The following is a 26,091-nucleotide window of genomic DNA, read 5'->3' on the forward strand; positions in this document are numbered from 1 at the left end:
GTTATCTCCTGCTGATCATCGACCTCGCCGCCCGCGATGGTACAGCAGACCGTATCAGTCCGTCTCCGAACGCCACTCGTCCTCGAGCAGCCCGTACCAGTAGGCGTCTTGATACTCTCCATCGATGAACTCGACGTCCCGATGAACGCCCTCCTGTGTGAACCCGATCGACTCGAGGAGCCGTCGTGAAGGCTCATTGAACGCGAAGACGCGGGCAGCGATCCGGTGGAGACCGAGTTGGTCGAACGCGTACGCGACGACCCGCTCGACCGCATCGGACGCGTAGCCGCTGCGCCAGTGATCGGGTGCGATCCAGTAGCCGAGTTCCGCTCGATTCGAGGGCCAGTCGATCGATTTCAGCCCGACCGTTCCCACCGGCGTCGACTCGGCAACGATCAACAGCTGGATCGACTCCTCACTGCAGACGACATCCTCGAAGAACGCCCGTTCCTGCACGCGATTGAGTGGCTTCGAACGACCGATCGCCCGCCAGACTTGCGGATCGTTGACGTGTTGCTGAAGGAACTCGAGGTCATCCTCTTCGATGGGCCGGAGAGCCACGCAGTCGCCGGAGAGAAACACCGGTTCGGGCATCGACAGTTCCTACGGTCGACCGATGAATAATGGTTGTGTCGCGGACACATTGGGCGGTGCTGTCGGCTCCTTACTCGAGCAACGCGTCGATATCGTCGGCGTGGCTCTCGACGAGGTCGCCAAAGGCCTGTGCCTCGAGTCGCTCCTGTGTGGCTCGTTCGCTGTCGTCCCGAATCCGGCGTTTCAGCACGGTGAGGGTGTCGGAAGCGTTCGCTGCGATCTCTTCGGCGACCGTTCGTGGCTCGGCTTCGATCCGCGAGATCAATCCCATTCGACGCGCTTCCTCGGCGTCGACGGCTCGCCCCGAGAGCGCGAACTCGAGGGCGTCGCCCTCGCCGATCACGCGGGGGAGACGAACAGTGCCACCCCAGGCACCGAACAAGCCGAAGGTGACGCCGGGCTCGCCGTATGTCGAGTCGGGCGTGCCGACACGGACGTCACAAGCCAATGCGAACTCGAGGCCGCCTCCGCGTGCTGGACCGTCGATGCCGGCGACGACGACAGCCGGCGAGTCTTCGATGGCCCGGGCGACTCGCTGGCCCAGCCGAGCGAACTCGACGGCTCGCTCGCGGTCGCCATCCAGCCCGCTGACAGCCGTGAGATCAGCCCCTGCACAGAACGCAGGGCCGTTCCCACGGAGATAGATGACGGCCTCGTCGGCATCGTCGATCGCTGTCTCGAGCGCCTCGAGCGCCTCGACTGTCAGGGCGTTGCGTGCCTCGGGGCGGTCGATCGTCACGGTCCGGATAGAACGGTCAGCATCGATCTCGACATCAATCATATACGCCAGTCTACCCGACGTTTCCAAAGGTCTTTGCCTCCTCCGTCGTAACCCCCTGCCAATGGAAAAAGCCGACAGCTGTCGGCGGGCCGCCTCCGAGGCAATCGCAGACGTCGAACCGCCGCAGCTACACGACTACATTGAGGCGGTCCTTGACGAGGCATCGATGGTTCCTGGTGTTCTCACCCTCGAGAGTGCCACCGCGGCAGCGTCCGACGGAAGCGACATCCCCGATCTCGAGTCCGATCTGCCGGCCGGTCGATCGGTGTCGGACCACGAGGACGGCCACACCACAGCCGACGACACGCCGATCAACCACGAACCGCTTGCCACACAGGCTGCCGGCGTCCAGCTCATTTACGAAGGCTTGCGTCTCACACGGTTGCTCGCCCACGACGAGCCCTGGGCGAACGAAAGCGACGCCGCCGAGAGCAACACCGGCGACCTCGCGATTCTCGCCGCCGACATCCTCGTCGCCCGCGGCTTTCATCTGCTCGCCCGAACCGATGCGGCCGGGAAAGCCGTTCGGACGGTCCAGACGTTCGGTCGCGATCAAGCCCGCCGCGAGACGGCCACCGATCCGGCGACGATCGATGCCAACTTAGAACACGACATCCTCGAACTCGCCGTCCTCACCGGGACTGCCGCCGTCGGGACCACACCCTCGCCACACCTGCTCGCCACTGCGGAGACGATTGCCGATGACGCCGGCACTGTCTTCCCGCCCGCAACCGAGTGTCTCGATGGTCACGAGCCGTCGCTTTCGGACCACTCGCTCGATGAACACACGACCGACCGAGCGACGTCGGCGACGGACCACTGACACGGACGCTCGAATCGAGGTGAGCCATACCACCCCACTCCCGGTGTCGAATCGAAACTCATAAAGTTAACTCGCGACAACGAAGAGATGCGCGCCTGGGTAGCTTAGCGGTAAAGCGCGTCCTTGGTAAGGACGAGAGCCCGGGTTCAAATCCCGGCCTAGGCTTTTATCAGTCTCCTATCAACCCGATAGCTACGTCTCCTGTGCACAGACACTCACCGACCGTAGCGCATCGGTGGTGCCAGTACGACTCTCCGGTGACATCGTCTGAGCACCGCGACTGCGATCTCGAGGCCGAACTCCAGCCGGGTGCGAACGAACGGGAGCGGACGTAACTCGAGGGTGCTTGCGACAGGTCGTTCCAACTCCCGAAAGCGGATGCCGGCCTGCGACGAGGTGTCATCTGGAAGCCGTCTCTCGCGGAACAACTGACCCGAGTGACACACTGCTCGCACTGTCCGCGGTTCTCGCTCACGTCGTTCGCTCACGGGTCGTTCCTCTCCGTTCGCTTTCCGCGGTTCTCACTCATGTCGTTCGCTCACGGGTCGTTCCTCCCCGTTCGCTGTCCCGCGGTTCTCGCTCACGTCGTTCACTCACGGGTCGTTCCTCCCCGTTCGCTGTCCCGCGGTTCTCGCTCACGTCGTTTGCTCACGGATCGTTCCTCCCCGTTCGCTTTCCCGCGGTTCTCACTCACTTCGTTCGTTCCGAACCGCGTACGTTCCGAACCGCGTACGCTCCGAACCGCGTACGCTCCGAACCGCGTACGCTCCGAACCGCGCTCCCGTCGTGCGATCAGTGTGCAGTGACGAACAGTGGCTACTGCAGGTGGTGGTGCAGCCGAACCGCTAGAAGAGCCCTGTCGGTGTGGCCAGCCAGCCGCCAAGAAGAGTGACGACGAGCCCTCCAGCCAGCCACGGAAGGATGGGTTTGACGAGGAGTCGTGCTGCGCCGTCCTGCGAGGAGTCGGAGACGACGAACGCCGGCGTCTCTGGCCCATCTTCGATCACTGCACTCACGTCTCGCATCGTCTCTCGTGCGTCGACATCGTACCGCGAGTGGCCGAGGACGTAGACGTCGTCACCCGCCTCGAGCCGCCGTTCGTGATACCGTCGATCGTTGCCGGTCGCGATTTCGACGACGCGGAGATCGAGCGCGGTGTTCTCCGACTCGAGATCCGACTCGGTCTCGAGAAACTCCTTGATGGGGTCCGGTTCGGGCTCGCCGCCGTCGACCTCGACCGTGGTTGCCGTCGTCAGCGCCAGCGTGGCCCCGTCAGGATCGACCTGAACGCTTGCCGTCTCGTCCTCGAGTCGGAACCGGACCGCGCCGGACCCCGTCTCGACCGTGTTCCACGACGAGTGCTTGCCGCTGGACTGGTACTCCTCGACCGCGTACTCGTAGGCGAGACAGTCGCGCTTGGTCAGCGGTGCTGTCACGGTCCCATCGACAACGCTCGCGGTGCCCTCGAGTTCGACGGGTCCCGTGGCTCGCTCGATCGCGACGACGTCGTCGGTGTCGCCGCGAGACACGTGATAGGCTGGCCGGAGCTTCCAGCAGCCAACGCCGATCGCGCCGAGTCCGGCGAGGACGAGCAGTGGTCCGATCATCGGTCGATGATTTCGATTCCAACTGGTAATACTGTTGGTTCTCGAACACTCGTGATCGAGACGAACACGACAGCGACGTGTTGGTCGGCGTTGGCTGTCGGCCTTCCGACGGCACTACTCGTGGCGTAGCGCTTCGATCGGGTCGACACGGGCACCCCGCCAGGCGGGATAGAGTCCGGAGACGACACCCACACCGATGCCGACGACGATCGCGATGACGACCCAGTCAAGCGGGTATGCCATCGGCCACTCGAGCAGCCACACGCCGAGGTAGCCGGCACCGAGCCCGGCGGCGACGCCGACGATCGAACCGATCACACCGAGGATGACTGACTCAACGAGAAACAGCTGCATCACGTCGCGTTTGGTCGCCCCGACGGCTTTCATGATCCCGATCTGGCGGGTTCGTTCGGTGACGCTGACGATCATGATGTTGGCGATTCCGATCGAGCCGACCACGAGCGCGATCGCGGCGACGGCACCGATGAACACCGTCAGCTGATCGACGATATCGGTGAACTGCTCGATCGTATCCTCGACGGTCTGGACCTGCATCTCGTGGTCGTCCTGTTTCAACTCGGCTGCATCGGAGTCGTCCTCGAGGTACTCGGTAACTGCGTCCTGGGCTGGATCGACGTCGTTGATGTGTTCGGTGCCGACCACCAGCGATGGATACGCCCGTGTTTCCTCGCCACGTGGCGTCTCGACCGTGGTCGTATAGTAGGCGTCGACGGACACGAACAGCTGCGGCGGCGTCTGCTCACCCATTTCGGTCTCGACGACACCGGTGACGGTGACGTCCGCCGTTTCGCCGTCTTCGAACGTCAGCGAGAGCTCATCACCAGCCGAGACGTTGTCGTCGAATAGCTGGCTGGTCTGTTCGTTGATCACGGCTTCGTCCTCTCCCTCGAACGACTCTCCCTCGACGAACGTCATATGCTCGAACCGATCAGCCGTCGTCGCCTGTGCGTCGATCACACCGGTTACCTGCTCGTCGCCGGTGTCCGTCTGGGCGAGTTCAAGCGAGCCGTCCGGGGCGACGAACTCGACGTCGTCGAGCGCCTCGAGCGCCTCGACATCGCGTTCCGTATAGATCGGCGTATCGACGAGCATGATGCCGACACCCGCCTCCGGCTCTGTCTGGGTCTGAACGGTCATCACTGGCTCCTGTTCGGCCTCGATATCGCCGACAACGCTCTCCGAGAACCCACCACCGAGCACCATGAACGTGATCACGGCAGCGATACCGATGATAACGCCAATCGTCGTCAGCGTCGACCGAAGCTTGTGCGAACGGATCGAACGCCAGCTGATTCGCAGACTCTCCCGCAGATTCATGGGTCCGTTTGCACCTCCTCGTCGGACGGCTGCGCCGCAGTGAGTGCTTGGTGGCCGACCGCCACGTCTCGACGCTCGCCGAGATGTTCGATCTCCTCGAGTTGGCCGTCGACGAGGTGGACGATGTGATCGGCGTACTCCGCGACCTGTCGTTCGTGGGAAACCAGCAGTATCGTCGTCCCCTCACGGTTGAGTTCGGCAAACAGGTCCATAACCTCGGCACCCGTTTCCGTATCGAGGTTCCCCGTCGGCTCATCAGCTAACACGAGCGTCGGATCGTTTGCGAGCGCCCGAGCGATGGCGACCCGCTGGCGCTGGCCGCCCGAGAGCTCACTCGGCGTGTGCTCGAGTCTGTCACCGAGCCCGACGCGCTCGAGCAACTGTTCGGCCCGTTCACGCCGGCTCGCCTCGACAGCGTCGTGAAAGACCAGCGGCAGCGTGACGTTCTCGGCGGCAGTCAGCCGTGGCATGAGATTGAACGTCTGGAAGACGAACCCGATCTCGGTGCCCCGGAGCCGTGCTCGCTCGGCGTCGGAAAGTGCGCCGATCGCTTCGCCACTGACCGTAACGCGCCCCTCAGTCGGCGTGTCCAGACAGCCGATCAGGTTCATCAAGGTGCTTTTCCCCGACCCGCTCGGCCCCATGACTGCGGTAAACGACCCGTCACCAAGCGACAGCGAAATGCCGTCGACTGCATGCACTGGCTCGGCAAGCTGGTACGTTCGGCGGACGTTCGCTGCGGTGACCGCTGCCGTAGTTGGTTTGCTGCTGGACGACATACGTTAGCATTCGCTACTCCGGTTGGTCAGTTAACAGTTACAGGTACTGGTTCGAGCACGAACAGGTCTCGCATCCACCCATGGAACGGGGCGGTCACACCGACAGCCGATGGGAACGAGCGGGCCGAGACGACTCGCTCGAGGCGCGTTAGGCCTCGCGTCCGTCGAAAACGACCTCGCCGTCGACGATCGTCATCGCCACGTCGATCTCGTCGATTCGCTCCGCTTGCGTCCACGGGGACGCCTCGAGCACCACGAGATCCGCCCGTTTGCCGACTGCAAGCGTTCCGAGCCGATCGTCATCGAAGCCAGCGGCGGCCGCGCCGTGGGTGTACGCCCGCAACGCTTCGGTGACCGACAGCCGCTGGGCATCAGTTGGGGCGGTAACTGCGTGTTGAACACCCAACAGCGGGTCGAGTGGCATACAGTCCGAGCCAAACGCGAGGGGAACGCCGGCCTCGAGCACTCGGCGGAAGCGATTCGTCCGGAGTCGGCGCTCCTCGCCAAGTCGCTGGTCGTAGAGCCCTCCCTCGCCGGCCCAGCGATGGAAGTTCGGCTGCATCGACGCGACGATGCCGGCCTCGGCCATGCGGTCTATCTGCCCATCGGTCAGCAGTTCGGCGTGTTCGATCCGATGACGGCGGCCGCCGGGATCGCTGGTCTCCTCGAGCGCCGACAGCGTCTCTTCGATGGCCTCGTCGCCGATGGCGTGGATACAGAGCTGATACCCCTCGCCGTCGGCGCGGGCGACGAGCGTGCCGAGTTCGTCGGGATCGACGACCCACTGGCCTCGTTCGTGGTCGGCCGATTCGCACTCAGCGTCGGGCTCCGCAGCGACAGCCGCGTACGGCTCCTGGAGTTTCGCCGTCCGGCTGCCGATGCTCCCGTCCGAAAAAGACTTGATCGCGCCCGTCTGCACGCGATCGCTGCCCGCGTTCGTCGTCAACCCGACGTCGACGAGGCTCTCGAGGTGGTCGCTCCAGTAATCGATCCGAACGCGAATCGGCAGTTCGTCGTTGGCTGCCAGCTCGCGGTAGACTCGGGGTGCACTCGAGCCACGAACCTTGTCGTGGACGCCAGTGACGCCGTGTTCGACCGCGTACTGTGTCGCTGCCGACAGCACCTCCCGAAGCTCGTCGCGGTCTGCCGTCAACTGCCGCCTGACAGCTTCGGCAGCATCCTCGACAGCGACGCCAGTCGGCTCGCCGTCTGCCGTGCGGAGGTCGTCGGCGGGGAGGTCGTCTGCGAACCGTTCGAGTGCGACCGAGTTCAGCGAGGCGGTATGCAGATCGACGCGCATCGCGACAACGGGGCGGTCCTCGCTGACGGCATCGAGGTCTGCCCGTGTCAGCGGGCCGCTCTCCCACGCGCTGTCGTCGTAGCCGAAGCCGAGCACCCACTCGCGGTCCGGATCACGGTCGGCCTGTGCCGAGAGCGCCTCGAGACAGTCGGCGGCGCTGTCGGCGGTCGATAGGTCGGCGTGGACCAGATGCTGGCCAAGCTGTTCCATGTGTGTGTGCGCGTCGATAAAGCCCGGCAGGACGACCCGGCCGTCGCAGTCGATCACGTCGGTTTCGACGCCCTCGAGAAACTCGAGTTCGTAACTATCTCCGAGGCGGATGATCTCACCGTCGCGGATTGCGACGGCCTCGAAGACGGTATCGGGATCGGTGAGCGTGTGAACCACCGCGTTCACGAGCAGGCGATCTGCAGCGTCAGTCATAGCTGAGAGGCGATGGGCAACCGACAAAACAGTTTGGTCCAGTCGTCGTCGGTAGCCTCTGAAACTGCATCTGAGCACAAGGTTGACCACACCGCCCGTGGATTCGTCCGTATGATCGATCGCAACGGCCGCATCGTCTTCGGGGCGCTTCTGGTGCTCGTGCTCATCCTCACCGTGTCGGCCATCGCCGAATTCCAGTACGGTATCGAGCTTTCCGACTACCCACTCCTGTCGTTTCTGCTGTTTGCCGGCGTCGCCGTGGTCGCGCCACAGCTGTATCTCGCCATGACCGACGACCACGTCCCACCCCGGAGTCGGATTCAGTTCGCGGCGGTCACCACAGCAGTCTTTGCGATCGTGTTCGCTGGTATCGCAGATGGCGTTCGCTCGCTGCTGATCGCAGCCATCGGCACGTGTGCGCTCTTCGGACTCATCAGCTATGAGGTCCTCATCGGCTACCGAGCGACAGGCGATGAGTCCCCGACGAGGGCACCGTGAGTCGTGGGCGATGTCCGCGCGAGAGAAATCAGCAATCCTTAGGACCGGCCGCTGTCTTGGCCAATCCATGACAGACCCCGAGAACCTCGTCGCACAGGTGCGCGAGGGCGACCTTCGGCTTCACGAACTCGAGGATCACGCTGACGCCGACACGGCAGCGACGGCCCGTCGGCTGCTGATCGAACGCGAGACCGACACCGATCTCGAGACGATCGGCGACTACACGTTCCCAGCCGAGCAGGCGGAGCCGAACATCGAGAACATGATCGGTGCAGCCCAGATTCCGATGGGCGTCGTCGGCCCGGTCGCCGTCGATGGCGGCGCAGCCAACGGCGAGCACTATCTCCCGCTGGCGACGACCGAAGGCGCGCTACTCGCGTCGGTCAACCGCGGGCTCAGCGTCATCGACGCTGCTGGCGGCGCTGACGCTCGGGTGACGAAAAACGGAATGACCCGCGCCCCGGTGTTTCGGGTCGCCGGCGTCGCAGAAGCCGCTGAAACGGTCGAATGGGTCACCGACAATGTCGAGGCACTTCGCGAGGCTGCCGAATCGACGACGAGCCACGGCGAACTGATCGATGTCGAACCCTACGTCGTCGGCGACTCCGTCTACCTCCGATTCGCCTACGACACCAAAGACGCGATGGGAATGAACATGGCCACCATCGCAACCGGCGAAGCCTGTGAAATCGTCGAGTCGGAGACGCCCGCCTCGCTCGTCGCGCTCTCGGGCAACCTCTGTTCGGATAAGAAACCCGCCGCCATCAACGCCGTCGAAGGACGCGGGCGCTCGGTCACGGCCGACGTCCTGATCCCCGGTGAACTCGTCGAGCAACGGCTCCATACGACCGCCGACGCTATTGCCGAGGCGAACACGCGCAAGAACCTCACTGGCAGCGCCAAAGCCGGCAGTCTCGGCTTTAACGCCCACGCGGCAAACGTCGTCGCCGCCGCCTTCCTCGCGACCGGCCAAGACGAAGCCCAGGTCGTCGAAGCCGCAAACACGATCACGACCATGGACGCCCGCGAGCGCGAGGACGGCACCACCGATCTGTATGCCAGCGTCTCGCTTGCCTCCCTCGAGGTCGGCACCGTCGGTGGCGGGACGAAACTGCCGACCCAAGCCGAAGCGCTCGAGGTCCTCGGCCTCCGTGGCGGCGGCGAGCCAGCCGGGTCGAACGCCGACGCGCTGGCCGAGATCATCGCCGTCGGCGCGCTTGCCGGCGAACTCTCCTTGCTCGCGGCGCTTGCCTCCCGGCATCTGGCGAGCGCACACGAAGACCTCGGGCGCTAGCCGGCAGCCTGTGTCTCTGCGTTGCGCGCTCGAATCGTGACGAGTGCAATGTAGGAGCCGCTGGCGACGAGCAGGACCAGCCCGCCCAGTACCTGCGGGCCGTTGATAGCCAGCGTCACGAGCGCCAGTCCGACCGCCGCGACGCCGTGTGCAAGCGCGAGGTCACGACGCCCGTATGCGCCGTGGAGGAGCCCGACAGCGGCGAACGTCGCCGCGAACGCTCCCGTCGCCAACATTGCGGCATCGAGGCCGAGTATCGTCTCGTTGATGTACCGACTGTACCCAAAGAACGCAAGCGCGACGAGTGTGCCGACACCGATCGCCGTCCCCTGTACGTCCACCGTCTCATCCATTTCCCTCTCATTGCGGCCCGCGGTGGAAAGCCCTGACGTTTGTCCGATCTCACGTCCCTACAGCAGCCGATAGCGGCCACGGCTCTCGCTGACCGCACCGCGTCTCGTGAGTTTCTCGAGCGCGTTTTCGACGTACCCCGCCGAGACGCCGCGCTCGCTGGCGTAGTCGATCACCTCGTCTTCTGTCGGTCGGTCGAGTTCCGCGAGCGCCGCTTTCACGATCTCCTTCTTGCTCCCGCTGCGTGTCGGCCCGCGCGGATCACGCTCGCCGGCCGCCGCGACCTCGTCAACGTCGAGGCCCGATTCCTCGAGGTACGCCTCGTCGTCGACGACACCGTCGGCTACCTCGTCCTCGAGGGCGTCGTAGGAGTCCAGTTTGGCAAACGCCTCTCCCTCGCCCTGTCGGTTCGCAAGCATCGACGCGCGCACGTCGCGAGCGTGACTCGCGTCCTCGGTCTCGACGAATTTCTTGCGTTTCTCGTAGGCCCGCCGCGAGCCACAGCGGGGACACTGGGTCGTCTCCGAGCGACCTTCGATGATCCAGAGGTTCGAACACTCGCTACAGCCGACGACAGCGTACATACCTCGAGATGGCAGCGGCCGATAGTTCAACCTTCGCCACGCGTGGTGAAACTGAAACCGCCGAACGTATCGTCGCCACCCGGTATTATGCGCCAGCGCGTACTCCTGGGTCGTATGGAACGCGTGTCACTGTCCGACTGTGAACCGTCCGAAGCCGCCGACGGCGTCCACCTGGCGCTGCTTGCCGGCGCTGGTGAAATGAATATCCAACACTTTGAGATCGAACCCGGCGCGGTCGTCGACGAACACAGCCATCCCCACGAACAGACGGGGTTCATCTACGAGGGTGAACTCGTCTTCCGCTCGGACGGTGAGGAGGTCGTCTGCGGGTCGGGAGATTCGTACGCGATCCCGGGCGACCAACCCCACGCAGCCGAGAACCGCGGTGAGGAGACGGTCCGCGGCGTCGACATCTTCAGTCCACCGCGGGAACAGCCGAGTTGGCAAGCCGAGTAACGCACTCGAGGGAAGCCGATTTTTCATGTCTCGATGACGCGACTCGTCAGGCGCTGAGCCGACGGTGTTCGCACGCCGCGTGCACCGAGACAGCATCAGAATATTTACAATGTAGATTTCAATACTACAACTGTGCTTGCACAACAATGGTTGTACCTAGAGCAGATGAACGCGCAACCGACGCGACGGCGAAACACGCGAATGAAGTTTATCGCACTGGCACTGCTCGCCAGCGCGACGCGACTACGAGTTAGATGAGAGACAAGAAATAATAGGATTTGGATAGATTTAATAATATATCATAACCTCAGACATGATGATGTTAAACAGGCGCGGCACTGAAGATGTATCGGAATTCGAACAACAAGCGGGTCCGTGGATCGCACTCACTCGAGTGTTCGTCGGACTGTTGTTGTTGTACGAAGCAGTCGTCGGCGGCTGGTGGAAAGTCGGGACGATCTCGAGCGGCCCAAATCCCGAATGGCTGGGCGATGAGGCCGGTGCAGCGATCGTCTCGACCGCTGAACAGGCGATCGAGCAGGGAACGTACGGCTGGTACGCCACCCTGCTCGAGGCCGTCGTCATCCCGTATGCGCCGCTGTGGAGCTCGCTTGCGACGCTCGCACAGGTCGCCGCTGGGATCGCACTCGTGCTCGGGCTGTGGACTCGCCCGGCAGCGATCATCGGGCTTCTCTATTTCCTGCCAGTGTTTCATTTCGGCACGATCCGTACCTCACCGCTGTTTGCGGTCCCGATTGCGTTCGCCTTCGTCGCCAACGCCGGTCGATACTCCGGACTCGATGCGATCCTCACACGGCGAAGCGATGCCCTCGGCCGAGTGACACGACTTGTCAACGCCACCGGCGTGTTCCCGAAACGGTGGTATCCGGGCGCGGCGGCCGCCCTTGGCGCGATCGCGGTCTACTACTATCTCTCGGTGCCGATGATGGAGGAAACGCGAATCGCCCTCGTCGGCCTCGAGTTGGCCGTTTTCGCTGGTCTCACTGCACTCGGACTCGTGCTGGTCTTCCGCGGTCGGGAGCCGGTTCCCGTCGCAGCGGATATGATCCGCATCTTCGTTGGCTACCGGTTCCTTCACGAAATCTTCGTTCGAGTCGATCCCGGACTGAACGCGCTTCCCGGCTGGGCGAGTGCTGACGCCCAAGCAGCGGTGTTCGAAGCAATCGCAGCGACACACGTCGCTCCGGTCAGTTTCGTCATCGAGACGCTGGTGCTTCCGGCGATCGGTGTCTGGGTAGTGGTCTTTGCCATCGTCCAGACGGCGACGGGACTAGCCCTCCTCGTCGGCTGGCGCACTCGACTCGCGGGTGCCGTTGCGGTCGGCTATCTGCTCGGTCTCATCTCGCTTGGGTTCGTCCGACTCGCGCCGTTGTTGCTCATGGGAACGATCGTCGCGGCGACGATCGGCGGCCGGTACGTGAGCCTCGACGCGGTCGCCGGACGAGACGTGACGCCACCGAACCTGCCGGCAGCCGTCGGTGCTCCCGCACTCGGTGTCGCCGTCGTGTTCGTCTCGATCGGTGCCGCCCTCGGCGTCGAACCCGGCGGCTACGGTGAGACGACCGGCGCGATTGCCCTCGTCATGCTCGGGATTGTCGCCGCCGCCGTCGCCGCTGGGACGGGTGTCGATCGACTCTCCACCCTCGAGTCGACCGATCGACTCGCGACATCGGCCGACGACTAGTCGCTTTTCCAGCGCTCACCCGTCTCGGGAGCCGACTCACGTCACTCCGTTCACCGCCGTCGTTGGGAGATGACAAGCGCGACGGCTCGAGCCGATGGCGCTGTCTCGACGGGAAATAGTTAGTAATACCATGGCGTTATAACGCCCTATCGATAAGGGGGCACGATGGCAACGGAGACACGGTCACAGGAGGGGAGTACGTTCGGGAGGGTGTTCAGCCGATTGGGGCCGGCGTGGCTAGCCGGCGCGATCGCCGCCGGTCCGGCGACGATGGTCAGCCTGCTCGTCGCCGGAGCGAGCTTTGGCTACGCACTGCTGTGGGTCGTCGTTCTCTCGGCGATCCTCGGAACCGTCGGCCAGTATCTCGCGATGCGGCTGGGGCTACTCACCGAGTCTGGGATCGTCGCCGTCGTCGAAGACCATCTCGGCTCGTTTTGGGCCTGGGTGCTCGTCGTCGACGTCGTGTTGGCTGCGGGGCTTGCCCAGCTTGTGATTATGAAAACGCTTGCCGATGTGAGCGCGACGATCGTTGGAAGCGCGGGCATCGGCATCGCTGCGCTGGCCGATCCTCGGCTCTGGGGGATCACCTGGGCGGTAATCCTCGCGCTGGGGCTGGCGGGTGGTGGCTATCGGTTCGCCGAACTCGGTGCGAAAGTGCTCGTCTCGCTGGTCGTCCTCACGTTCGTCGCGTCGGCGTTCGTCGTCCCGATCGATCCGGCTGCGGCCGTCTCCGGGCTGGCCCCCGAAATGCCAGCCGGTGTCGGCGGTGCCGTCGTCGCCGCAGGCGTCCTCGGTGGCGCAGTCCACATCACGCTCCTGACGATGCAAAGCTACACGATGCGCGCGCGTGGCTGGACAGAAGGTGATCGCGATCTCGCCACCATCGACGTCGTGAGTTCGATGCTCGTCGCGTTCGGGGTCTACAGTCTCGCGATCTTCCTCGTTGCGGCGAGTGTCCTCCCCGCCGCTGGTGTCGACCCCGCGACGATCAACGAGATTCAGGCCGCCGAAGCGCTCGGCCCCGTCGCCGGCGAGTACGCGACTTGGCTGTTCCTCGCCGGTCTCTGGGGCGCCGCCGTCTCGACGCTCGGCGGGAACACGATCGTGCCGCCGTATCTCGTCGCCGACAAACTCGGCTGGGAGCAGTCTGTCGACGATTCGCGGTACCGGGCCGCCCTCGTCGTCGTCGCCCTCGCCTCGGCCGGCGGCGCGTTTCTCGAGGGCGCGTTCTTCCAACTGCTCGTGCTCGTGCTCGCCTTCGGCCTCGTCGGCACCCCCTTTGCGCTCGCAGTGATCCTCTACTTGCTGAACGATCCCGACGTCGTCCCCGAGACGAACTCCCACCTCGCGAACCTCGGTGGCGTCGTGCTGTTCGCGATCGCGACCATCCTCGCGACCGAGTTCGTGCTGGACGAACTCGAGACGATCACGGAGCCGATGTCTGCGTTCGTCGTCGCCTTCGCGGTTGCGATGGCGCTTGCAATCGTCGGTCTCGTCGCCAAGTACGGACGCGATCGACTCGATGCCGACTGATAACTGTTTGACACCCGCGTTGAGCGTCCTGCCGAACGAAGCTTCAAGCACCATGGCACCAACCACCACTTGATGACAGCACTCGAAGACGACGTGATCGTCGTCACGGGCGCGAGCCGCGGACTCGGACGGGCGATGGCCGAACGGTTCGCCGAGGAAGGCGCACGGGTCGTGCTCACTGCACGTGATGGCGAACAGCTCGACGCCGTCGCTGCCGACCTCCCTGGCGACTCACTCGTCGTTCCGGCGGACGTCCGCGACAGCGACGACGTGGCGCGGGTGATCGACCGCACCCTCGAGCGGTTCGGCCGACTCGACACCCTCGTCAACAACGCGGGCGTGAGCCTGCTTCACAAATCGGACCACGACGAACTCAGTGATATCACCGAAGACGAGTGGGATAGGGTGCTCGAGGTCAACCTCAAAGGCGTCTTCCTGTTCACCCGTGCGGCCGTCCCCCACCTGTACGAACAGGGCCACGGGACCATCATCAACATCTCCTCCGGCCTTGGCCGGCGTGCGATCCCCGGGGCAGCCGCGTACGTGAGTTCGAAGTGGGGCCTCGAGGGGCTCACCCGGGCGACCGCCCTCGAGAGCGAACCGTACGGCGTCACCGTCAACGGACTCGATCCGGGCGGTCGGGTCAACACCGACATCTGGGCGCATCTCCCGGCGGCCGAACGCGAGGAGATTCTGCAACCGGACGTGATGAACGATGCGGCCGTCTTACTGGCCGCACAGGGTCCCGACGGCGTCACCGGGGAGTCGATGGCAGCCGAGGAATGGGAACAGCGGCTGGGGTGAGTGCGCACTGACGTTCAGTGGCTACTATCGCGACCTCGGCCGAACAGGTCCGTAACGTACCGAAGTCCCGGACAGCCGTCGACGTACCAGAGACCGAGCGCCAGGACGAACAGCGAGACGTCGAACGCGAAGAACACGAGCGGATCGGTGAAGGGAGTCACAATCAATTCGACGACCGCGGGCGGTTCGAACAGTCGCTCGTTGTACCCGAACGTGGGGTGGGTGAGGATTGGCCAGAGCAGGAACTCGGAGCCGAAGGGATAGCCGAGCAAGAGCCGCGGCGGGAGGTCGGCCAGGAGGTGGGACAGATGCGCGATGACGAACGCGGTGGCCGTTTCGACCCGGTTGCGGGCGAACGCCGCGGCGTAGACGATAACGATCAGTCCGGCCGCAAACAGCAGCGAGTGTGCGAGCGTTCGACCGCCGGGGAGGACGCCGAGCCCCCAGGCGAGCGGTTTGTCGACCAGATCGGCGAACTGCGAACCGAACACCACTGCCAGTGTGGGTTCCGGCCGTGGTGGCCGCCGAAATCGCCCGCGAGAGTACAGCGAATACAGGAGGTACGCGACGCCGAGGTGTCCCCATGGCCACATGGGTCAACACGTCTCGCTTTCGGCGGTAGTTATGTCGCGTGTAATCGGGTTCATACCGTGGTTACCGGCATGACCGTCGCTGTTAGACGCGTTCGTCCAGCGATTTTCGCATCTTCACGTGCGGAATGTCGGCTTCCATGAACTCCTCGCCGTACTGTTCATACCCCAATCCGCGGTAGAACTCGGCGGCACGGGTCTGTGAGTGGAGTTTGAGCGACTCGAGTCCCTGTTCGAACGCTCGGTCTTCGATGGCGAGCATCAGGTCGCGGCCAACGCCCGCGTCGCGGCGTGACTCCAGCACCGCGACGCGTTCGACCTTTCCGAGCCCTGATTTGGGCTCTCGCAGTCGGGCGGCTCCGATCGGCTCGTCGCCGTCGTAGGCGACGAAATGAGTCGCTTCATCCTCGTGCTCGTCGTACTCGAGAGCTTCGTCAACGCCCTGTTCCTCGACGAACACGGTCTGTCGGACCGCAAAAGCATCCGCCCGTTCCACCTCGGAGTCGACTGTGCGTACCTCGGCCATCGTGGGGGGATAGGAAACGCCAGATTGAGAGCGTTTCGCCGGCGCGGTGGACGTCAGTATTGCGTCTGGAACTGTCGAACCGCGTCGAAGAACTCGCGGCGTTTGCGTTCAAGGAAAATAAAGTGCGTGCCGCCGGCGATCTCCGTGTACCGTTTCTGGTCGTCGTCGGCACCGGCCGCATCGTACAGGTTCAACGCACCTTCTCGAGAGATGGTTTCGTCGCTCGTTGCGCGAATCACGAACGTTGGGTCGTCGATACGTTTCGGGTGGTACGTCCGTGCTTGCCGGACGAGTGGCGCTGCAATCGTCCCGGGTTCGGCACGTGCCTGATTGCTCTCGACGATCGCCTGCCAGACCGCGGAGAAAACCTCTGCTACCGTGAACTCATCGCCGCCGATCCACCGGTCTACGTCCGCATCCGCTGGAACTTCGCCGGTCCACGCGCTGTAAAACTCCTCGCGCGTGTGCGGCAGGTATGCAGGTCCATCAGGGTCTGCACCCACCTCGAGGGTCTCGAACGAGCCGCCGGCGAGCGTGACCGTCGTATAGTCTGGATCGCCGAGTTCGTACACTGCACGTCCACGCCACGTCCCACCCGACAGGCCGACGTAGTGAATCCGATCGAACCCCTGTTCGTCGCGGATCCAGCGTGTAAGCTCAAGAATGTCACGCGCTTCGCGTTCGAACGACAGTGGCGGCGTGTTCGCCTCCGGCGGCTCCGTATACTCCTCGGGAAGTTCGGTCTCGCCGTATCCGCGCATGTCGGGTGCATAGGCCGCTTGCCCCTGTTCCGTGGCGTACCGCAGCCAGCCGAAGTCCTCGGCAACCGGCGGATCGAACATTGGTACCGCGCCGTAGGTCATCCCGTGGACGAAGATAACGGCCTCGTCTGGATCGTCAGGTGTTCGTTCCCAGACCCGAAGCCGGTGGCCATCGTCCATCGTCAGGTCGTGGGCAGTTGGCTTCCACGTCGCCGTCGACTTTGCCGTTGCCTCGCTTTGATCGTCGTCTGTCGTTGCCACAGCTGTGGCGGTCGTTCCGACAATGGCCGTCCCAACTGTCCCTGCAAGGAATGATCGCCTCGACGCCGGCGGGTTGTTTTTATTTGACATATGTCAACACGATACCCACCTCGAGACGACGGATAACGATAATTGATCGTTTCGAGAACAGTTGGATCGGTTCCTGAGACGGTCTCGAGGCGATACCAAAAATGAGCGTGCGTATGCGTCACACGTCGCCGCTCACTCGAGCACCGCCCAAACGTCGGCTTCGATCCCGTCCGCCTGCCCGTCAGGAACGCGATCAACCCAGAGCCGTTCCTCGAGTGCCGGTCGTGGAGCGGTCGGTTCGTCGGTCCCGCCGACGGACCCTTCGGTCGCTGCGGTAGCGATCGACTCATCTCCGACCGGCCGTCCGGAGACTGGTGCCGTCCGAACGACGATGTTGTACGTCGTGTGCGTCTGGCCGCTGTCGGTGCGGAACTCGATGCGGCGGATGCGAACTGGCGTGTCGAGCGTGACGTCGACGCCGGTGACCGCCTCGGCGACCCGACTGGCAGTCGCTGTCCAGTGGTCGTCGTGGTCGACGGGTGCAGCCGGCAGGGTCCAGCCACGGCTCCCGTCGTTGCTCACCAACACGTCGCCGCCGCCGTTGACGACGCCGACCGTCACGTGGGTCTCGATGTCGCGTGCCGCCTCGAGTTCACCGCGCGTGACGGGCCGCGTCTCGGTTTCACACTCGATGTCCTCGCGCTCGCACAGCGTTTCCGGGTCGGGAGTCTCCATACGTGAGACGCGTGGACAGCGCGTCGAAAAGCTACTGGTTGGACTCGAGGCCCGTAGGTTCGTTTGTGATGGGTGGCAAGCGCGGTCCCGGTTCGCTGGTCCAGAAAAATGAAGGAAAGAGAAACGACCGCTCGAGAAGCTCGTTTATGCGAGCTTTTCGAAAGCGTCAGACCGCTTCGCGGCCTGACTGTCCGAAAAACTGGCTTTATGCCAGTTTTTCGATATTGTCGACGACTTCCTCAGCGAACTCGCTGGTGGCGAGTTTCTCGGCGTCCTCGAGCTGGCGTTCGAGGTCGTAGGTGACTTTGCCGGAGGAGATGGTCTCCTCGACGGCGTCACGGACGAGGTCTGCGGCGTCGTTCCAGCCCATGTACTCGAGCATCATGCGACCGGAGAGGATCATGGCGGTCGGGTTGACCTTGTCCTGACCCTCGTACTTTGGTGCGGAGCCGTGGACGGGCTCGGCGAGCATCAGGCCCTCACCGAAGTTGCCACCGGGTGCGATGCCGAGGCCACCGATCTGGGCACCACAGGCGTCGGACATGTAGTCACCGTTGAGGTTCATCGTCGCGACGACGTCGTACTCGTCGGTTCGGGTGAGAATCTGCTGGAGCATGTTGTCCGCGATGCGGTCGTTGACGACGAGCGTGTCGTCGTCGGCCTCGCCGTCTTTCTCCTCCCAGAGGGTGTCCTCGGTGATGACTTCGTCACCGTACTCCTCTTCTGCGACCTCGTAGCCCCAGTCGCGGAACTGACCCTCGGTGAACTTCATGATGTTCCCCTTGTGGACGAGGGTCACGGAGTCACGATCGTTCTCGAGTGCGTAGTCGATGGCCTCGCGGACGAGTCGTTTCGTACCGAACTCCGTAATCGGCTTGACGCCGATGCCGACGGGGCCGTCGTGGATGACGCCCGTTGCGCCCATCTCGTCTTCGACGAACTCCTTGACCTGCTCGACTTCGTCGGAGCCAGCTTCCCACTCGATGCCGGCGTAGACGTCTTCGGTGTTCTCACGGAAGGTGACCATGTCCATCTCGCCAGGGTTCTTGACTGGCGATGGGACACCGTCGAGGTGATAGGTCGGTCGAACGTTCGCATAGAGGTCGAGCAGCTTGCGCAGGCCGACGTTGAGCGAGCGGAAGCCGGCGCCGACGGGCGTCGTCAGCGGACCCTTGATGGCGACACGGTGTTCTTTGATCGCTTCAACGGTCTCGTCAGGCAGGTTCTCGCCGTACTTTTCGCGGGCGGACTCGCCGGCGTAGACACGCATCCAGTTGATGTCGCGGCCGGTTGCGTCTGCGGCGGCCTCGAGGACCTTCTGTGCGGCAGGACCGACGTCGCTCCCGACACCGTCACCGTAGAGAATCGGAATAATTGGGTTGTCCGGAACCTCGAGTTCGGTTTCGGAACCGTCTTTCAGCGTGATTTTCTCCCCGTCTTCAGGAACCTCGATCTTGTCGTAACTCATCTCGTCTATACGGTTCTGCGACGGGGGTAAAAGGTCTACCTTTTCCATCCACGGGCGGCAAAAGTTGGGACGATACCCAACCGAATTATGCGTGCTACGCGATGTATAAGCGGGTTTTTGCTGACCGAGACGGGTGAAATCGCCTGCAGGCCGAAATGGACATATGTCTCATAATATTTGGATTTGTAGACTTATCTTACTTTCGAGACCTTGTGAGAAGTGTTTAGCAAACAATCGTGTAGAATACGCCACTGGCGAGCTCGAGGAGACCAGCACAGCGGCCGTGTCGACTCACTCGCGTGCGATGGTTGGACTGGCTGACTGATCCCAGTAGCGGACAATTATCACGACGCCGGCGGCGACAACACCGACACCGACGGCAGCCAACAACAGTCGTTCGACCGTCGTCAGCATGGACTCCTCGAGTGCAACCCACAGCGTGGTCAACAGCGTGATCCCGACGACAACGAGCGCCGTGCCGATATCGACGTACTCTCGCTGCTCGCTGACTACCAGTCGCCCGACAGCGATCGCTGCCATCGCCGCACAGAAGAGGACGAGGAGCGCCACTGGCGTCATTGTCGGCAACGGTACACAGGCCGGTATGGTAAGTGTGCGGATTTGGGCGCCACCGGTTGGCACTCGAAATCCATTCGTGTGACCAGGCCGTTGGATGCGTATGCAGCTTCTCGTCCATGGTGGTGCTGGCAGTGACCCCGCTGATCCCGACGCCAGACAAGCGGTCCTCGAGCAAGCCGCCGGTGCCGGTGTCGAACGATCGACTCCCGTTGCAGCAGTCGAGACGGCAGTAACTGTCCTCGAGTCAGATCCACGGTTCAACGCCGGTGTTGGCAGCGCCGTCCAGAGCGACGGCGAGATTCGGACCGACGCAGGGATAATGACCGACGATCGGACGGTCGGAGCCGTCTGCTCGATGCCAGGCGTCGAACACGCGATCAGCGTCGCTCGCCTCGTCATGGAGGAGACGCCACACGGGTTCGTTTCGGGTGAACACGCCGTTGCACTGGCCGATGCGTACGGCATCGAGACAGACGTCGACCTCTGGTCGTCACGCACACGCGAGAAGTGGGCTTCGCTTGCGGTCCCCTCCGGTGGGCCCAAGCCACAACTCGAGTGGGTCCACGAGCGGTACGGCCAGTCGGATCCTGCAGGTTCCAGTAGCGACGAGACAGCGGGAGATCCGGCCACGACTCGCGATCACGATACCGTTGGCGCGGTTGCACTCGATGGCGACGCTCTCGCCGCAGCAACGTCGACGGGTGGTCGGTGGCTCGCACTCGCCGGCCGTGTCGGAGACGTGCCACAGGTTGGCGCCGGCTTCTACTGTTCACCCGCAGCGGCGGTCAGCGCGACGGGTGCCGGCGAAGACATCGCTCGCGTGACGCTCTCACGACGGACCGCTCGCCACATCGAACGTGGCTGCGATGCCGAGACGGCGACGACACTCGCGATCGAGGAGTTCGCGGAGCTCACTGGCGCAACTGCTGGCGTGATCGCGCTCGACGCGCGTGGGACCCTCGGCTCGGCGTACAACAGTGTCGCGATGCAAACCGCTCGAGCCGTTCGATAACGGTAACCACCCTCGAAACCGCCGGATTCAACCCGCCGGGCACGTTCGCCGTCGATCTCGAGGGTGTGTCCATCGCTTGCCGGGAGCCAGTCGGAGCTCACTCGGACGTGGCGTCTCTCACGCCGGATACACCGACTTGTGCTGGCCATAAAACGCCGGTGACTGTTTCAGACAGTCTGCGTATATTATGGCGCATTTCTCCCCTAACTCCCACGAGCACTGCACCGACTGGCTCCGGGCGTCGACAGAACACGTGTCCAGTCGGTTAACTGGGCAACACTACCCACTCGTTTCTCTCGATGGAAAAGCGATGGTCGGTTCCAGTGGGGGTCGACTGGAGGCGGAACCTCTTTTTGTCGACCGGTACAACCCCGGTGCATGGCCGAATCCGAGGTGGACCTGACGTCCGAGAAGTACGAAAAGCACCGCGAAGCTGGCGAGATTCTCGCACAGGTGCGCACAGAGACCGCCGAACGCGTCGAGGTAGGCGCGAGCCACCTCGAGATCGCCGAATACGCCGAGGATCGTATTCGCGAACTCGGCGGCAAACCGGCGTTCCCCGTCAACATCTCGATCGACGAGGAGGCTGCCCACGCGACGCCATCGATCGATGACGACTCGACGTTCGGCGAGGAGATGATCAACCTCGACATCGGCGTCCATGTCGACGGCTGGCTCGCCGACACTGCGATCACTGTCGATCTCTCAGGGAACCCAGAGCTCGCCGAAGCATCCGAGCAGGCCCTTGAGGCTGCGATCGATATCATCGAACCCGGCGTCAACACCAGCGATATCGGGGCCGAAATCGAGGACGTCATCGACGGCTACGGCTTCAACCCCGTGGTCAACCTCACTGGACACGGACTAGGTCACTGGGAACAACACACCAGCCCGAACATCCCGAACCGTGCCGTCTCCCAAGGAACGACGCTCGAGGTCGGCGACGTCGTTGCCATCGAGCCGTTCGCGACCGACGGCGGCGGCAAGGTCACCGAAGGCGCAAGCGAGGAAATCTTCTCCCTCCAGCGTGAGGGGTCCGTTCGAGATCGACAGGCTCGCAAGGCGTTAGAACAGATCACCGAGGAGTTCCGCACGCTGCCGTTTGCCACCCGATGGCTCGAGACCGACCGCGCGGAGATGGCACTGCGTCGGCTCAAGCGCAACAACATCGTCCACGGCTACCCAGTGCTCAAAGAAGACGATGGGTTCCTCGTCAGCCAGAAAGAACACACGATCATCATCACGGAAGACGGCTGTGAGATAACGACAGCGTAGGCAATCCCCCCGATAGATCGAAGATGAGGGTTGTTTTCGAGTCACCGTCTTTCGACTGTGATCACAGACCGTATCGACCAGGAGCGTAGCGTCCTCGAGCGTCGACGTCTATAGTGCAAATGACAGCGGGCGACCGGGCAACGAGGGCGTTTACATACGATGGAGACGATCGTGGCTGAGCGGGGACGATACCCAGCCAGGTGTCGGCTGTAGGGTCAGACAGTTACCCATGACCGAATGTTCCTGTCGTGGGGCCGGGAAACACACTAGGCGTTGTTCATCCGCTGGCTTGTGCGATTGCCACACCGCTGGCATTCAGCCACGCGGTAGGGCTCACGCGAAAACTGCGCGTTCTCTTCTTTTCGGCTTTCAGTTCGAATCTGCACGGACACTTCGTGAAGTGTTTCGAGATCACAGTCATCGCAGTGCTCAGTCATCCCATTGACGGAGTCATCTGTCGTTGCCATTGGCGAAATCTTTCCATAGTGTACTCTTAAATCCCTGTTTCATTTCGAGGACTGTCAAGAAAGAATCGAAAGACGTAATTACTATTCTTATCAGACTGTCTGAGATCAGTCTAGACAGTTCATAAGACATTCTCTTTAGTTTAAACCGTTTTCTGTTAGCCAGACGTTACGAATTCGCGTTCGGCTCAGCAAAAGCCAGCAACCAACTGGCCGAGCCAGCTCGAATCAGCGACTGGTTGCACGCGGCTGGCTGCGTACAAGCAGCACTTGTACTCGGTATCTGAGAACCTGTGCAGTTCGGCAGGGAGTTTCAATGGGTACTATACGTGCTCTCGAGTGGTATCCGGTATGGAGCAGGTGTTTGCCCCGTGGCGGATCGAGTGGATCAGACGGGACAAGGAAAACCCCGATATCGAGGACTGTGTGTTCTGTGAACTGCCTGAACAGGACACAGACAGAGAGAATCTCCTCGTCGCACGCAGCGATCACGCGTTCGTCATGCTGAACAACTATCCATACAACCCGGGCCACGTGATGGTGATCCCATATGCACACACTGGCGACTACAGCGAACTTACCGATGACCAACTGCTCGATCATGCCCGCTTGAAACAGCGAACCTTCGACGCACTCGAGGCTGCCCTCAAGCCAGACGGGTTCAACGCCGGCTTGAACCTCGGTGACGGGGCCGGTGGCTCCATCGACGACCACCTTCACACCCACGTCGTCCCGCGCTGGCAGGGCGACACCAATTTCATGCCCGTCATCAGTGACACGACGGTGATCGTCGAAGCGCTCGAGGAAACGTATGCGCTCGTCCACGAGGCGTTCGCCGAACAGGACGGGGCCATCGTCTCCGATGAGAACAGCGCCGTCGTCTTCGAGTGACGAGTGCAGTGAAGGAATGTCGCATCGTCGAAACGAAGGGAACCGAAGCCGGGGCCGCTCGAACGTGGATCGGATAGCGTCGGCGATGCGGGCGCCGCCAGCCCAGATTGCGAGAGGCTCGTTTGTGACGTACGCCATGTCTGTCTTGCCCTAAAGACACAATACAAAGTGGGGTGTAGAGGCGCCTGCATCGAGGGAGACCCCTAATATTCGACGCAAAACAGGCTGAGCTATGCTTTCACATCGGTATGCAAAGCTGCTAGGCGCCTTCTCCCCACACTGATTGTATAGAATTGGGAAGAAGCCGCAATACTTATGGCAGTTGTCCACCAAGCCAGTATTGCATGTCAACCGAAAACCCGAGAATGCTGGCGTTCGATTACGAGTGGGAGTACTCGCCACGCGTGTCGATCCTGTTCGGCGTCTTCACGCTTGTCGCCGTGATGGGCTGGTTAGTGTCCGTTGCCCTCACAGCGATCCACTTCTTCGCCATTCCGGCGATCCCCGCCGACGCGCCAGTACAGGGTAGTATCGAAGTTATCACGAGTCAGTGGGCGTACGTCTTCGGCGTCCCGCTCGCAACGCTGGGCGGGTTCTACTACCTGACGACCATCGGGCTCTCCCTCTGGTGGTTCGACACACGCCACCCCCTGATCATTAAGATCTTGACGCCGATTACGGCCAGTGGCGTGGCGTTCTCGTCGTACTTCGTCTACCTCCAGCTGGGCGTCATCGGTGAGATCTGCCCGTTCTGTATGATGTCCGCGGGCGCGACGGTTATCCTGTTCGCCCTCGAGTTGGCGATCCTGCGAAAGAGCACGACGCCGTCGCTCTCGAACATGGTCGGTGACCTCGGCGGCGTGCTCGGTGAGACGAACCTCCCGCTGATCCTCTTCCCGGTGCTCATCGGGCTGGTCACGCTCGCTAGCCTGTTCATGGTCACGATCCTGCCGCTTCCGGACCCGGTTCCGTTCGTCTAAGCCGCTCTCTTCCTGTCAGTTATGTCGCTTGCCCAGACCGGTGACCCGTCCGAACCGACCGTCACTGTCGATTACTCTGGACGATCCATGGTCCGTTTGAGTTTTTCCACCGCGACTCGAGACACGAAGACTGCTCGCTGTAGCTGACGTTGGTCGGTCAGCTGTTTCTCACCACTCCGGCACTGAAATACTGTCGGCGAAATCGAGTTCCGAACTGACGTCAAAACAGTTGAGATCGAGTCGCTAGATCGGCTTGCCGAACGCGTACATCGTCTCGTGGGCCGTGATTTCGAGATCGACGAAATCGCCGGGCTCGAGGCCGTACTCGCTGGCGTTCTGGACAATAACCTGTCGGTAGGCCGAGTCTCGACACTTCACGGAGTCGGCAGTCCCCTCCTCGACAACGAGCACGTCTTCGCGTGTCTCGCCGACCATATCGGCGTAGGCGTCGGCGACGAGCTCCCGTTTTGCGGCGCTCATCTCCTTCGAGCGCTCCTTTTTGATCGTCCCACCCAGTCCTTTCATGTCGGCGGCGTCGGTGCCCGGCCGCTTGGAGAATCGGGTGACGTTGATCTTCTCCGGTCGGGTCTCTCGGAGCAAGGCCATCGACTGGGCGTGGTCGTCATCGGTCTCGGTCGGGAAGCCGACGATGAAGTCCGTCGAGAGCGTCCAGTACTCGAGTGCGTCGTCGAACGTGTCGACGACCTCGAGATACTCACTGACCTGGTGTTGGCGGCGCATATCTCCGAGGACGTCGTTCGATCCCGACTGAACCGGCGCGTGGAGGAAGTCGTACAGCTCGTCGTGTTCGGCGAAGACCGCAGCGAGTTCCTCGCGGATGCCGTGGACGCCTTTCGGGTTGGCCATCCCGACACGGACGCGGAACTCGCCCTCAATCTCGCAGATGCGCTCGAGCAGCCGGTGGAGTTTGCGTTCGCCTTCGTCCCAGCCGTAGACACCGGTATCCTGGCCCGTAATGCGAATCTCCTTTGCGCCGGCGTGGATCAGTGCGCGGGCTTTCGCGACGTTTTCCTCGATCGATGGCGAGTCGATCTTCCCTGTTGCGTGTTTGGTGATACAGTACGAACAGTCGGACATACAGCCGCGAGCGATGGGCAGAATGCCGACGACGCCGTCGAGGATCGGCTCGGCGTCGGGAGTCGTGGTTGGACACTCGCCGTTGGTGACGGCTTCGGGAACTTCGTCCCAGTGGAGCACTTGCCCGTCGATATCTGCCTGAGCGAACTCTTCGCCCTGTGCGAGGGCCATACAGCCCGTAATGAAGAGGTCTGCAGTTTCTTCGGAGAGCTCTTCAGCTCGACGGAGCATGTTCCGTTCGGTCTTCTCGACGACAGTACAGGTGTTCAAAATGGCGACGTCAGCGTCGTCCAGTCCATCGACCCGGTAGTGGCCCGCATCGCGGAGCCGTCGCTCGATCTCACGGCTCTCTCCGCGATTCGACGTACAGCCGTAGGTTTCGATGTGATAGCGGGCCATTCGCGTATCCGCTTCTCCGCGCTCGTCGGGCAAAAGCGCGACGGATTCCCGCGCTCGTGTGGCTGTTCATACTGCCGGACAGCACGATCCACGCACCGATCGCACACGAACGCTCGTCGCCGTCGCCGACGAGTCGTGAGACGCGATCGGGC

The 26,091-nt window shown here is 62.8% G+C and carries 27 protein-coding genes and 1 tRNA gene; 12 read left to right on the forward strand and 16 right to left on the reverse strand.

Features of this window, described 5'->3' with window-relative positions:
• Positions 1-54: 54 nt before the first annotated feature.
• Together ACERJA_RS06720 and ACERJA_RS06725 are read right to left on the reverse strand one after the other, a co-directional pair.
• Entirely contained in the window at positions 55-594 is a 540-nt protein-coding gene (locus ACERJA_RS06720; protein ID WP_373607487.1) for a GNAT family N-acetyltransferase, read from the reverse strand.
• A gap of 70 nt (positions 595-664) precedes the next feature.
• On the reverse strand, positions 665-1,375 hold the full coding sequence (locus ACERJA_RS06725; RefSeq protein WP_373607488.1) for an enoyl-CoA hydratase/isomerase family protein: 711 nt from the start codon (positions 1,373-1,375) through the stop codon (positions 665-667).
• Between the two features lie 61 nt (positions 1,376-1,436).
• Between ACERJA_RS06725 and ACERJA_RS06730 the strand changes: the two genes are divergently transcribed.
• Positions 1,437-2,198: a hypothetical protein gene (locus ACERJA_RS06730; protein WP_373607489.1), complete on the forward strand. Its 762-nt coding sequence runs from the start codon at positions 1,437-1,439 to the stop codon at positions 2,196-2,198.
• Positions 2,199-2,291: 93 nt separating this feature from the next.
• Positions 2,292-2,363, forward strand: a tRNA-Thr gene (locus tag ACERJA_RS06735).
• Positions 2,364-3,043: 680 nt separating this feature from the next.
• Here the strand turns inward: ACERJA_RS06735 and ACERJA_RS06740 are convergent.
• The 4 genes from ACERJA_RS06740 to ACERJA_RS06755 form a co-directional block, all read right to left on the reverse strand.
• Entirely contained in the window at positions 3,044-3,805 is a 762-nt protein-coding gene (locus ACERJA_RS06740; protein WP_373607490.1) for a GIDE domain-containing protein, read from the reverse strand.
• A 114-nt stretch (positions 3,806-3,919) separates the two neighbouring features.
• Positions 3,920-5,143: an ABC transporter permease gene (locus tag ACERJA_RS06745; protein ID WP_373607491.1), complete on the reverse strand. Its 1,224-nt coding sequence runs from the start codon at positions 5,141-5,143 to the stop codon at positions 3,920-3,922.
• Positions 5,140-5,922, reverse strand: a complete 783-nt coding sequence (locus tag ACERJA_RS06750; protein WP_373607492.1) for an ABC transporter ATP-binding protein — start codon at positions 5,920-5,922, stop codon at positions 5,140-5,142. Before ACERJA_RS06750 ends, ACERJA_RS06745 begins: the two co-directional genes overlap by 4 nt.
• Before the next feature lie 148 nt (positions 5,923-6,070).
• Positions 6,071-7,645: an amidohydrolase gene (locus tag ACERJA_RS06755; RefSeq protein WP_373607493.1), complete on the reverse strand. Its 1,575-nt coding sequence runs from the start codon at positions 7,643-7,645 to the stop codon at positions 6,071-6,073.
• Positions 7,646-7,756: 111 nt separating this feature from the next.
• Here ACERJA_RS06755 and ACERJA_RS06760 point away from each other — a divergent pair, with 111 nt between their 5' ends.
• The gene (locus ACERJA_RS06760) at positions 7,757-8,143 is read left to right on the forward strand and encodes a hypothetical protein (RefSeq protein WP_373607494.1); all 387 of its coding nucleotides are present in this window, start codon (positions 7,757-7,759) and stop codon (positions 8,141-8,143) included.
• Between the two features lie 67 nt (positions 8,144-8,210).
• Entirely contained in the window at positions 8,211-9,437 is a 1,227-nt protein-coding gene (gene hmgA / locus ACERJA_RS06765) for a hydroxymethylglutaryl-CoA reductase (NADPH) (protein ID WP_373607495.1), read from the forward strand.
• Here the strand turns inward: hmgA and ACERJA_RS06770 are convergent.
• Both ACERJA_RS06770 and ACERJA_RS06775 read right to left on the reverse strand, forming a co-directional pair.
• The gene (locus ACERJA_RS06770) at positions 9,434-9,790 is read right to left on the reverse strand and encodes a hypothetical protein (RefSeq protein WP_373607496.1); all 357 of its coding nucleotides are present in this window, start codon (positions 9,788-9,790) and stop codon (positions 9,434-9,436) included. The genes hmgA and ACERJA_RS06770 overlap by 4 nt on opposite strands.
• Positions 9,791-9,847: 57 nt before the next feature.
• Entirely contained in the window at positions 9,848-10,372 is a 525-nt protein-coding gene (locus ACERJA_RS06775) for a DUF5817 domain-containing protein (protein ID WP_006065017.1), read from the reverse strand.
• Between the two features lie 114 nt (positions 10,373-10,486).
• Here ACERJA_RS06775 and ACERJA_RS06780 point away from each other — a divergent pair, with 114 nt between their 5' ends.
• The 4 genes from ACERJA_RS06780 (at position 10,487) to ACERJA_RS06795 (ending at position 14,870) form a co-directional block, all read left to right on the forward strand.
• A complete protein-coding gene (locus ACERJA_RS06780; protein WP_373607497.1) occupies positions 10,487-10,828 on the forward strand; it encodes a cupin domain-containing protein in 342 nt (113 codons plus the stop codon).
• Between the two features lie 316 nt (positions 10,829-11,144).
• On the forward strand, positions 11,145-12,533 hold the full coding sequence (locus ACERJA_RS06785; protein ID WP_373607498.1) for a DoxX family protein: 1,389 nt from the start codon (positions 11,145-11,147) through the stop codon (positions 12,531-12,533).
• Between the two features lie 165 nt (positions 12,534-12,698).
• A complete protein-coding gene (locus ACERJA_RS06790) occupies positions 12,699-14,066 on the forward strand; it encodes an NRAMP family divalent metal transporter (RefSeq protein ID WP_373607499.1) in 1,368 nt (455 codons plus the stop codon).
• A 72-nt stretch (positions 14,067-14,138) separates the two neighbouring features.
• The gene (locus ACERJA_RS06795; RefSeq protein ID WP_373607500.1) at positions 14,139-14,870 is read left to right on the forward strand and encodes an SDR family NAD(P)-dependent oxidoreductase; all 732 of its coding nucleotides are present in this window, start codon (positions 14,139-14,141) and stop codon (positions 14,868-14,870) included.
• Between the two features lie 14 nt (positions 14,871-14,884).
• On the opposite strand, the gene ACERJA_RS06800 is transcribed toward ACERJA_RS06795, so the two are convergent.
• The 6 genes from ACERJA_RS06800 to ACERJA_RS06825 form a co-directional block, all read right to left on the reverse strand.
• Positions 14,885-15,463: a metal-dependent hydrolase gene (locus ACERJA_RS06800; protein ID WP_373607501.1), complete on the reverse strand. Its 579-nt coding sequence runs from the start codon at positions 15,461-15,463 to the stop codon at positions 14,885-14,887.
• Positions 15,464-15,545: 82 nt separating this feature from the next.
• Positions 15,546-15,986: a GNAT family N-acetyltransferase gene (locus ACERJA_RS06805; protein ID WP_373607502.1), complete on the reverse strand. Its 441-nt coding sequence runs from the start codon at positions 15,984-15,986 to the stop codon at positions 15,546-15,548.
• A gap of 53 nt (positions 15,987-16,039) precedes the next feature.
• Entirely contained in the window at positions 16,040-17,098 is a 1,059-nt protein-coding gene (locus tag ACERJA_RS06810) for an alpha/beta hydrolase (protein ID WP_373607503.1), read from the reverse strand.
• Between the two features lie 132 nt (positions 17,099-17,230).
• A complete protein-coding gene (locus ACERJA_RS06815; RefSeq protein WP_373607504.1) occupies positions 17,231-17,773 on the reverse strand; it encodes a hypothetical protein in 543 nt (180 codons plus the stop codon).
• Between the two features lie 205 nt (positions 17,774-17,978).
• A complete protein-coding gene (gene icd / locus ACERJA_RS06820) occupies positions 17,979-19,241 on the reverse strand; it encodes an isocitrate dehydrogenase (NADP(+)) (RefSeq protein ID WP_373607505.1) in 1,263 nt (420 codons plus the stop codon).
• A gap of 291 nt (positions 19,242-19,532) precedes the next feature.
• Positions 19,533-19,820 (reverse strand): hypothetical protein, encoded by a 288-nt coding sequence (locus ACERJA_RS06825; RefSeq protein WP_373607506.1) that lies wholly within the window; start codon positions 19,818-19,820, stop codon positions 19,533-19,535.
• A gap of 100 nt (positions 19,821-19,920) precedes the next feature.
• On the opposite strand from ACERJA_RS06825, the gene ACERJA_RS06830 reads away from it, so the two are divergent.
• Positions 19,921-20,832, forward strand: coding sequence for an isoaspartyl peptidase/L-asparaginase (locus tag ACERJA_RS06830; protein ID WP_373607507.1), 912 nt, complete (start codon positions 19,921-19,923; stop codon positions 20,830-20,832).
• 378 nt (positions 20,833-21,210) lie between these two features.
• On the forward strand, positions 21,211-22,107 hold the full coding sequence (gene map, locus ACERJA_RS06835; protein ID WP_373607508.1) for a type II methionyl aminopeptidase: 897 nt from the start codon (positions 21,211-21,213) through the stop codon (positions 22,105-22,107).
• Between the two features lie 266 nt (positions 22,108-22,373).
• On the opposite strand, the gene ACERJA_RS06840 is transcribed toward map, so the two are convergent.
• Complete coding sequence (locus ACERJA_RS06840; protein ID WP_006065006.1) at positions 22,374-22,574, reverse strand: hypothetical protein; 201 nt, start codon at positions 22,572-22,574, stop codon at positions 22,374-22,376.
• A gap of 348 nt (positions 22,575-22,922) precedes the next feature.
• Between ACERJA_RS06840 and ACERJA_RS06845 the strand changes: the two genes are divergently transcribed.
• Together ACERJA_RS06845 and ACERJA_RS06850 are read left to right on the forward strand one after the other, a co-directional pair.
• The gene (locus tag ACERJA_RS06845) at positions 22,923-23,462 is read left to right on the forward strand and encodes an HIT domain-containing protein (RefSeq protein ID WP_373607509.1); all 540 of its coding nucleotides are present in this window, start codon (positions 22,923-22,925) and stop codon (positions 23,460-23,462) included.
• Positions 23,463-23,806: 344 nt separating this feature from the next.
• Positions 23,807-24,442, forward strand: coding sequence for a vitamin K epoxide reductase family protein (locus ACERJA_RS06850; RefSeq protein ID WP_373607510.1), 636 nt, complete (start codon positions 23,807-23,809; stop codon positions 24,440-24,442).
• A gap of 243 nt (positions 24,443-24,685) precedes the next feature.
• Here ACERJA_RS06850 and ACERJA_RS06855 read toward each other — a convergent pair whose 3' ends face one another.
• Positions 24,686-25,939, reverse strand: coding sequence for a tRNA (N(6)-L-threonylcarbamoyladenosine(37)-C(2))-methylthiotransferase (locus ACERJA_RS06855; RefSeq protein ID WP_373607511.1), 1,254 nt, complete (start codon positions 25,937-25,939; stop codon positions 24,686-24,688).
• Positions 25,940-26,091: the final 152 nt, after the last annotated feature.

This window comes from Natronorubrum sp. A-ect3, assembly GCF_041821125.1.
Classification (GTDB): Archaea; Halobacteriota; Halobacteria; order Halobacteriales; family Natrialbaceae; genus Natronorubrum; species Natronorubrum bangense.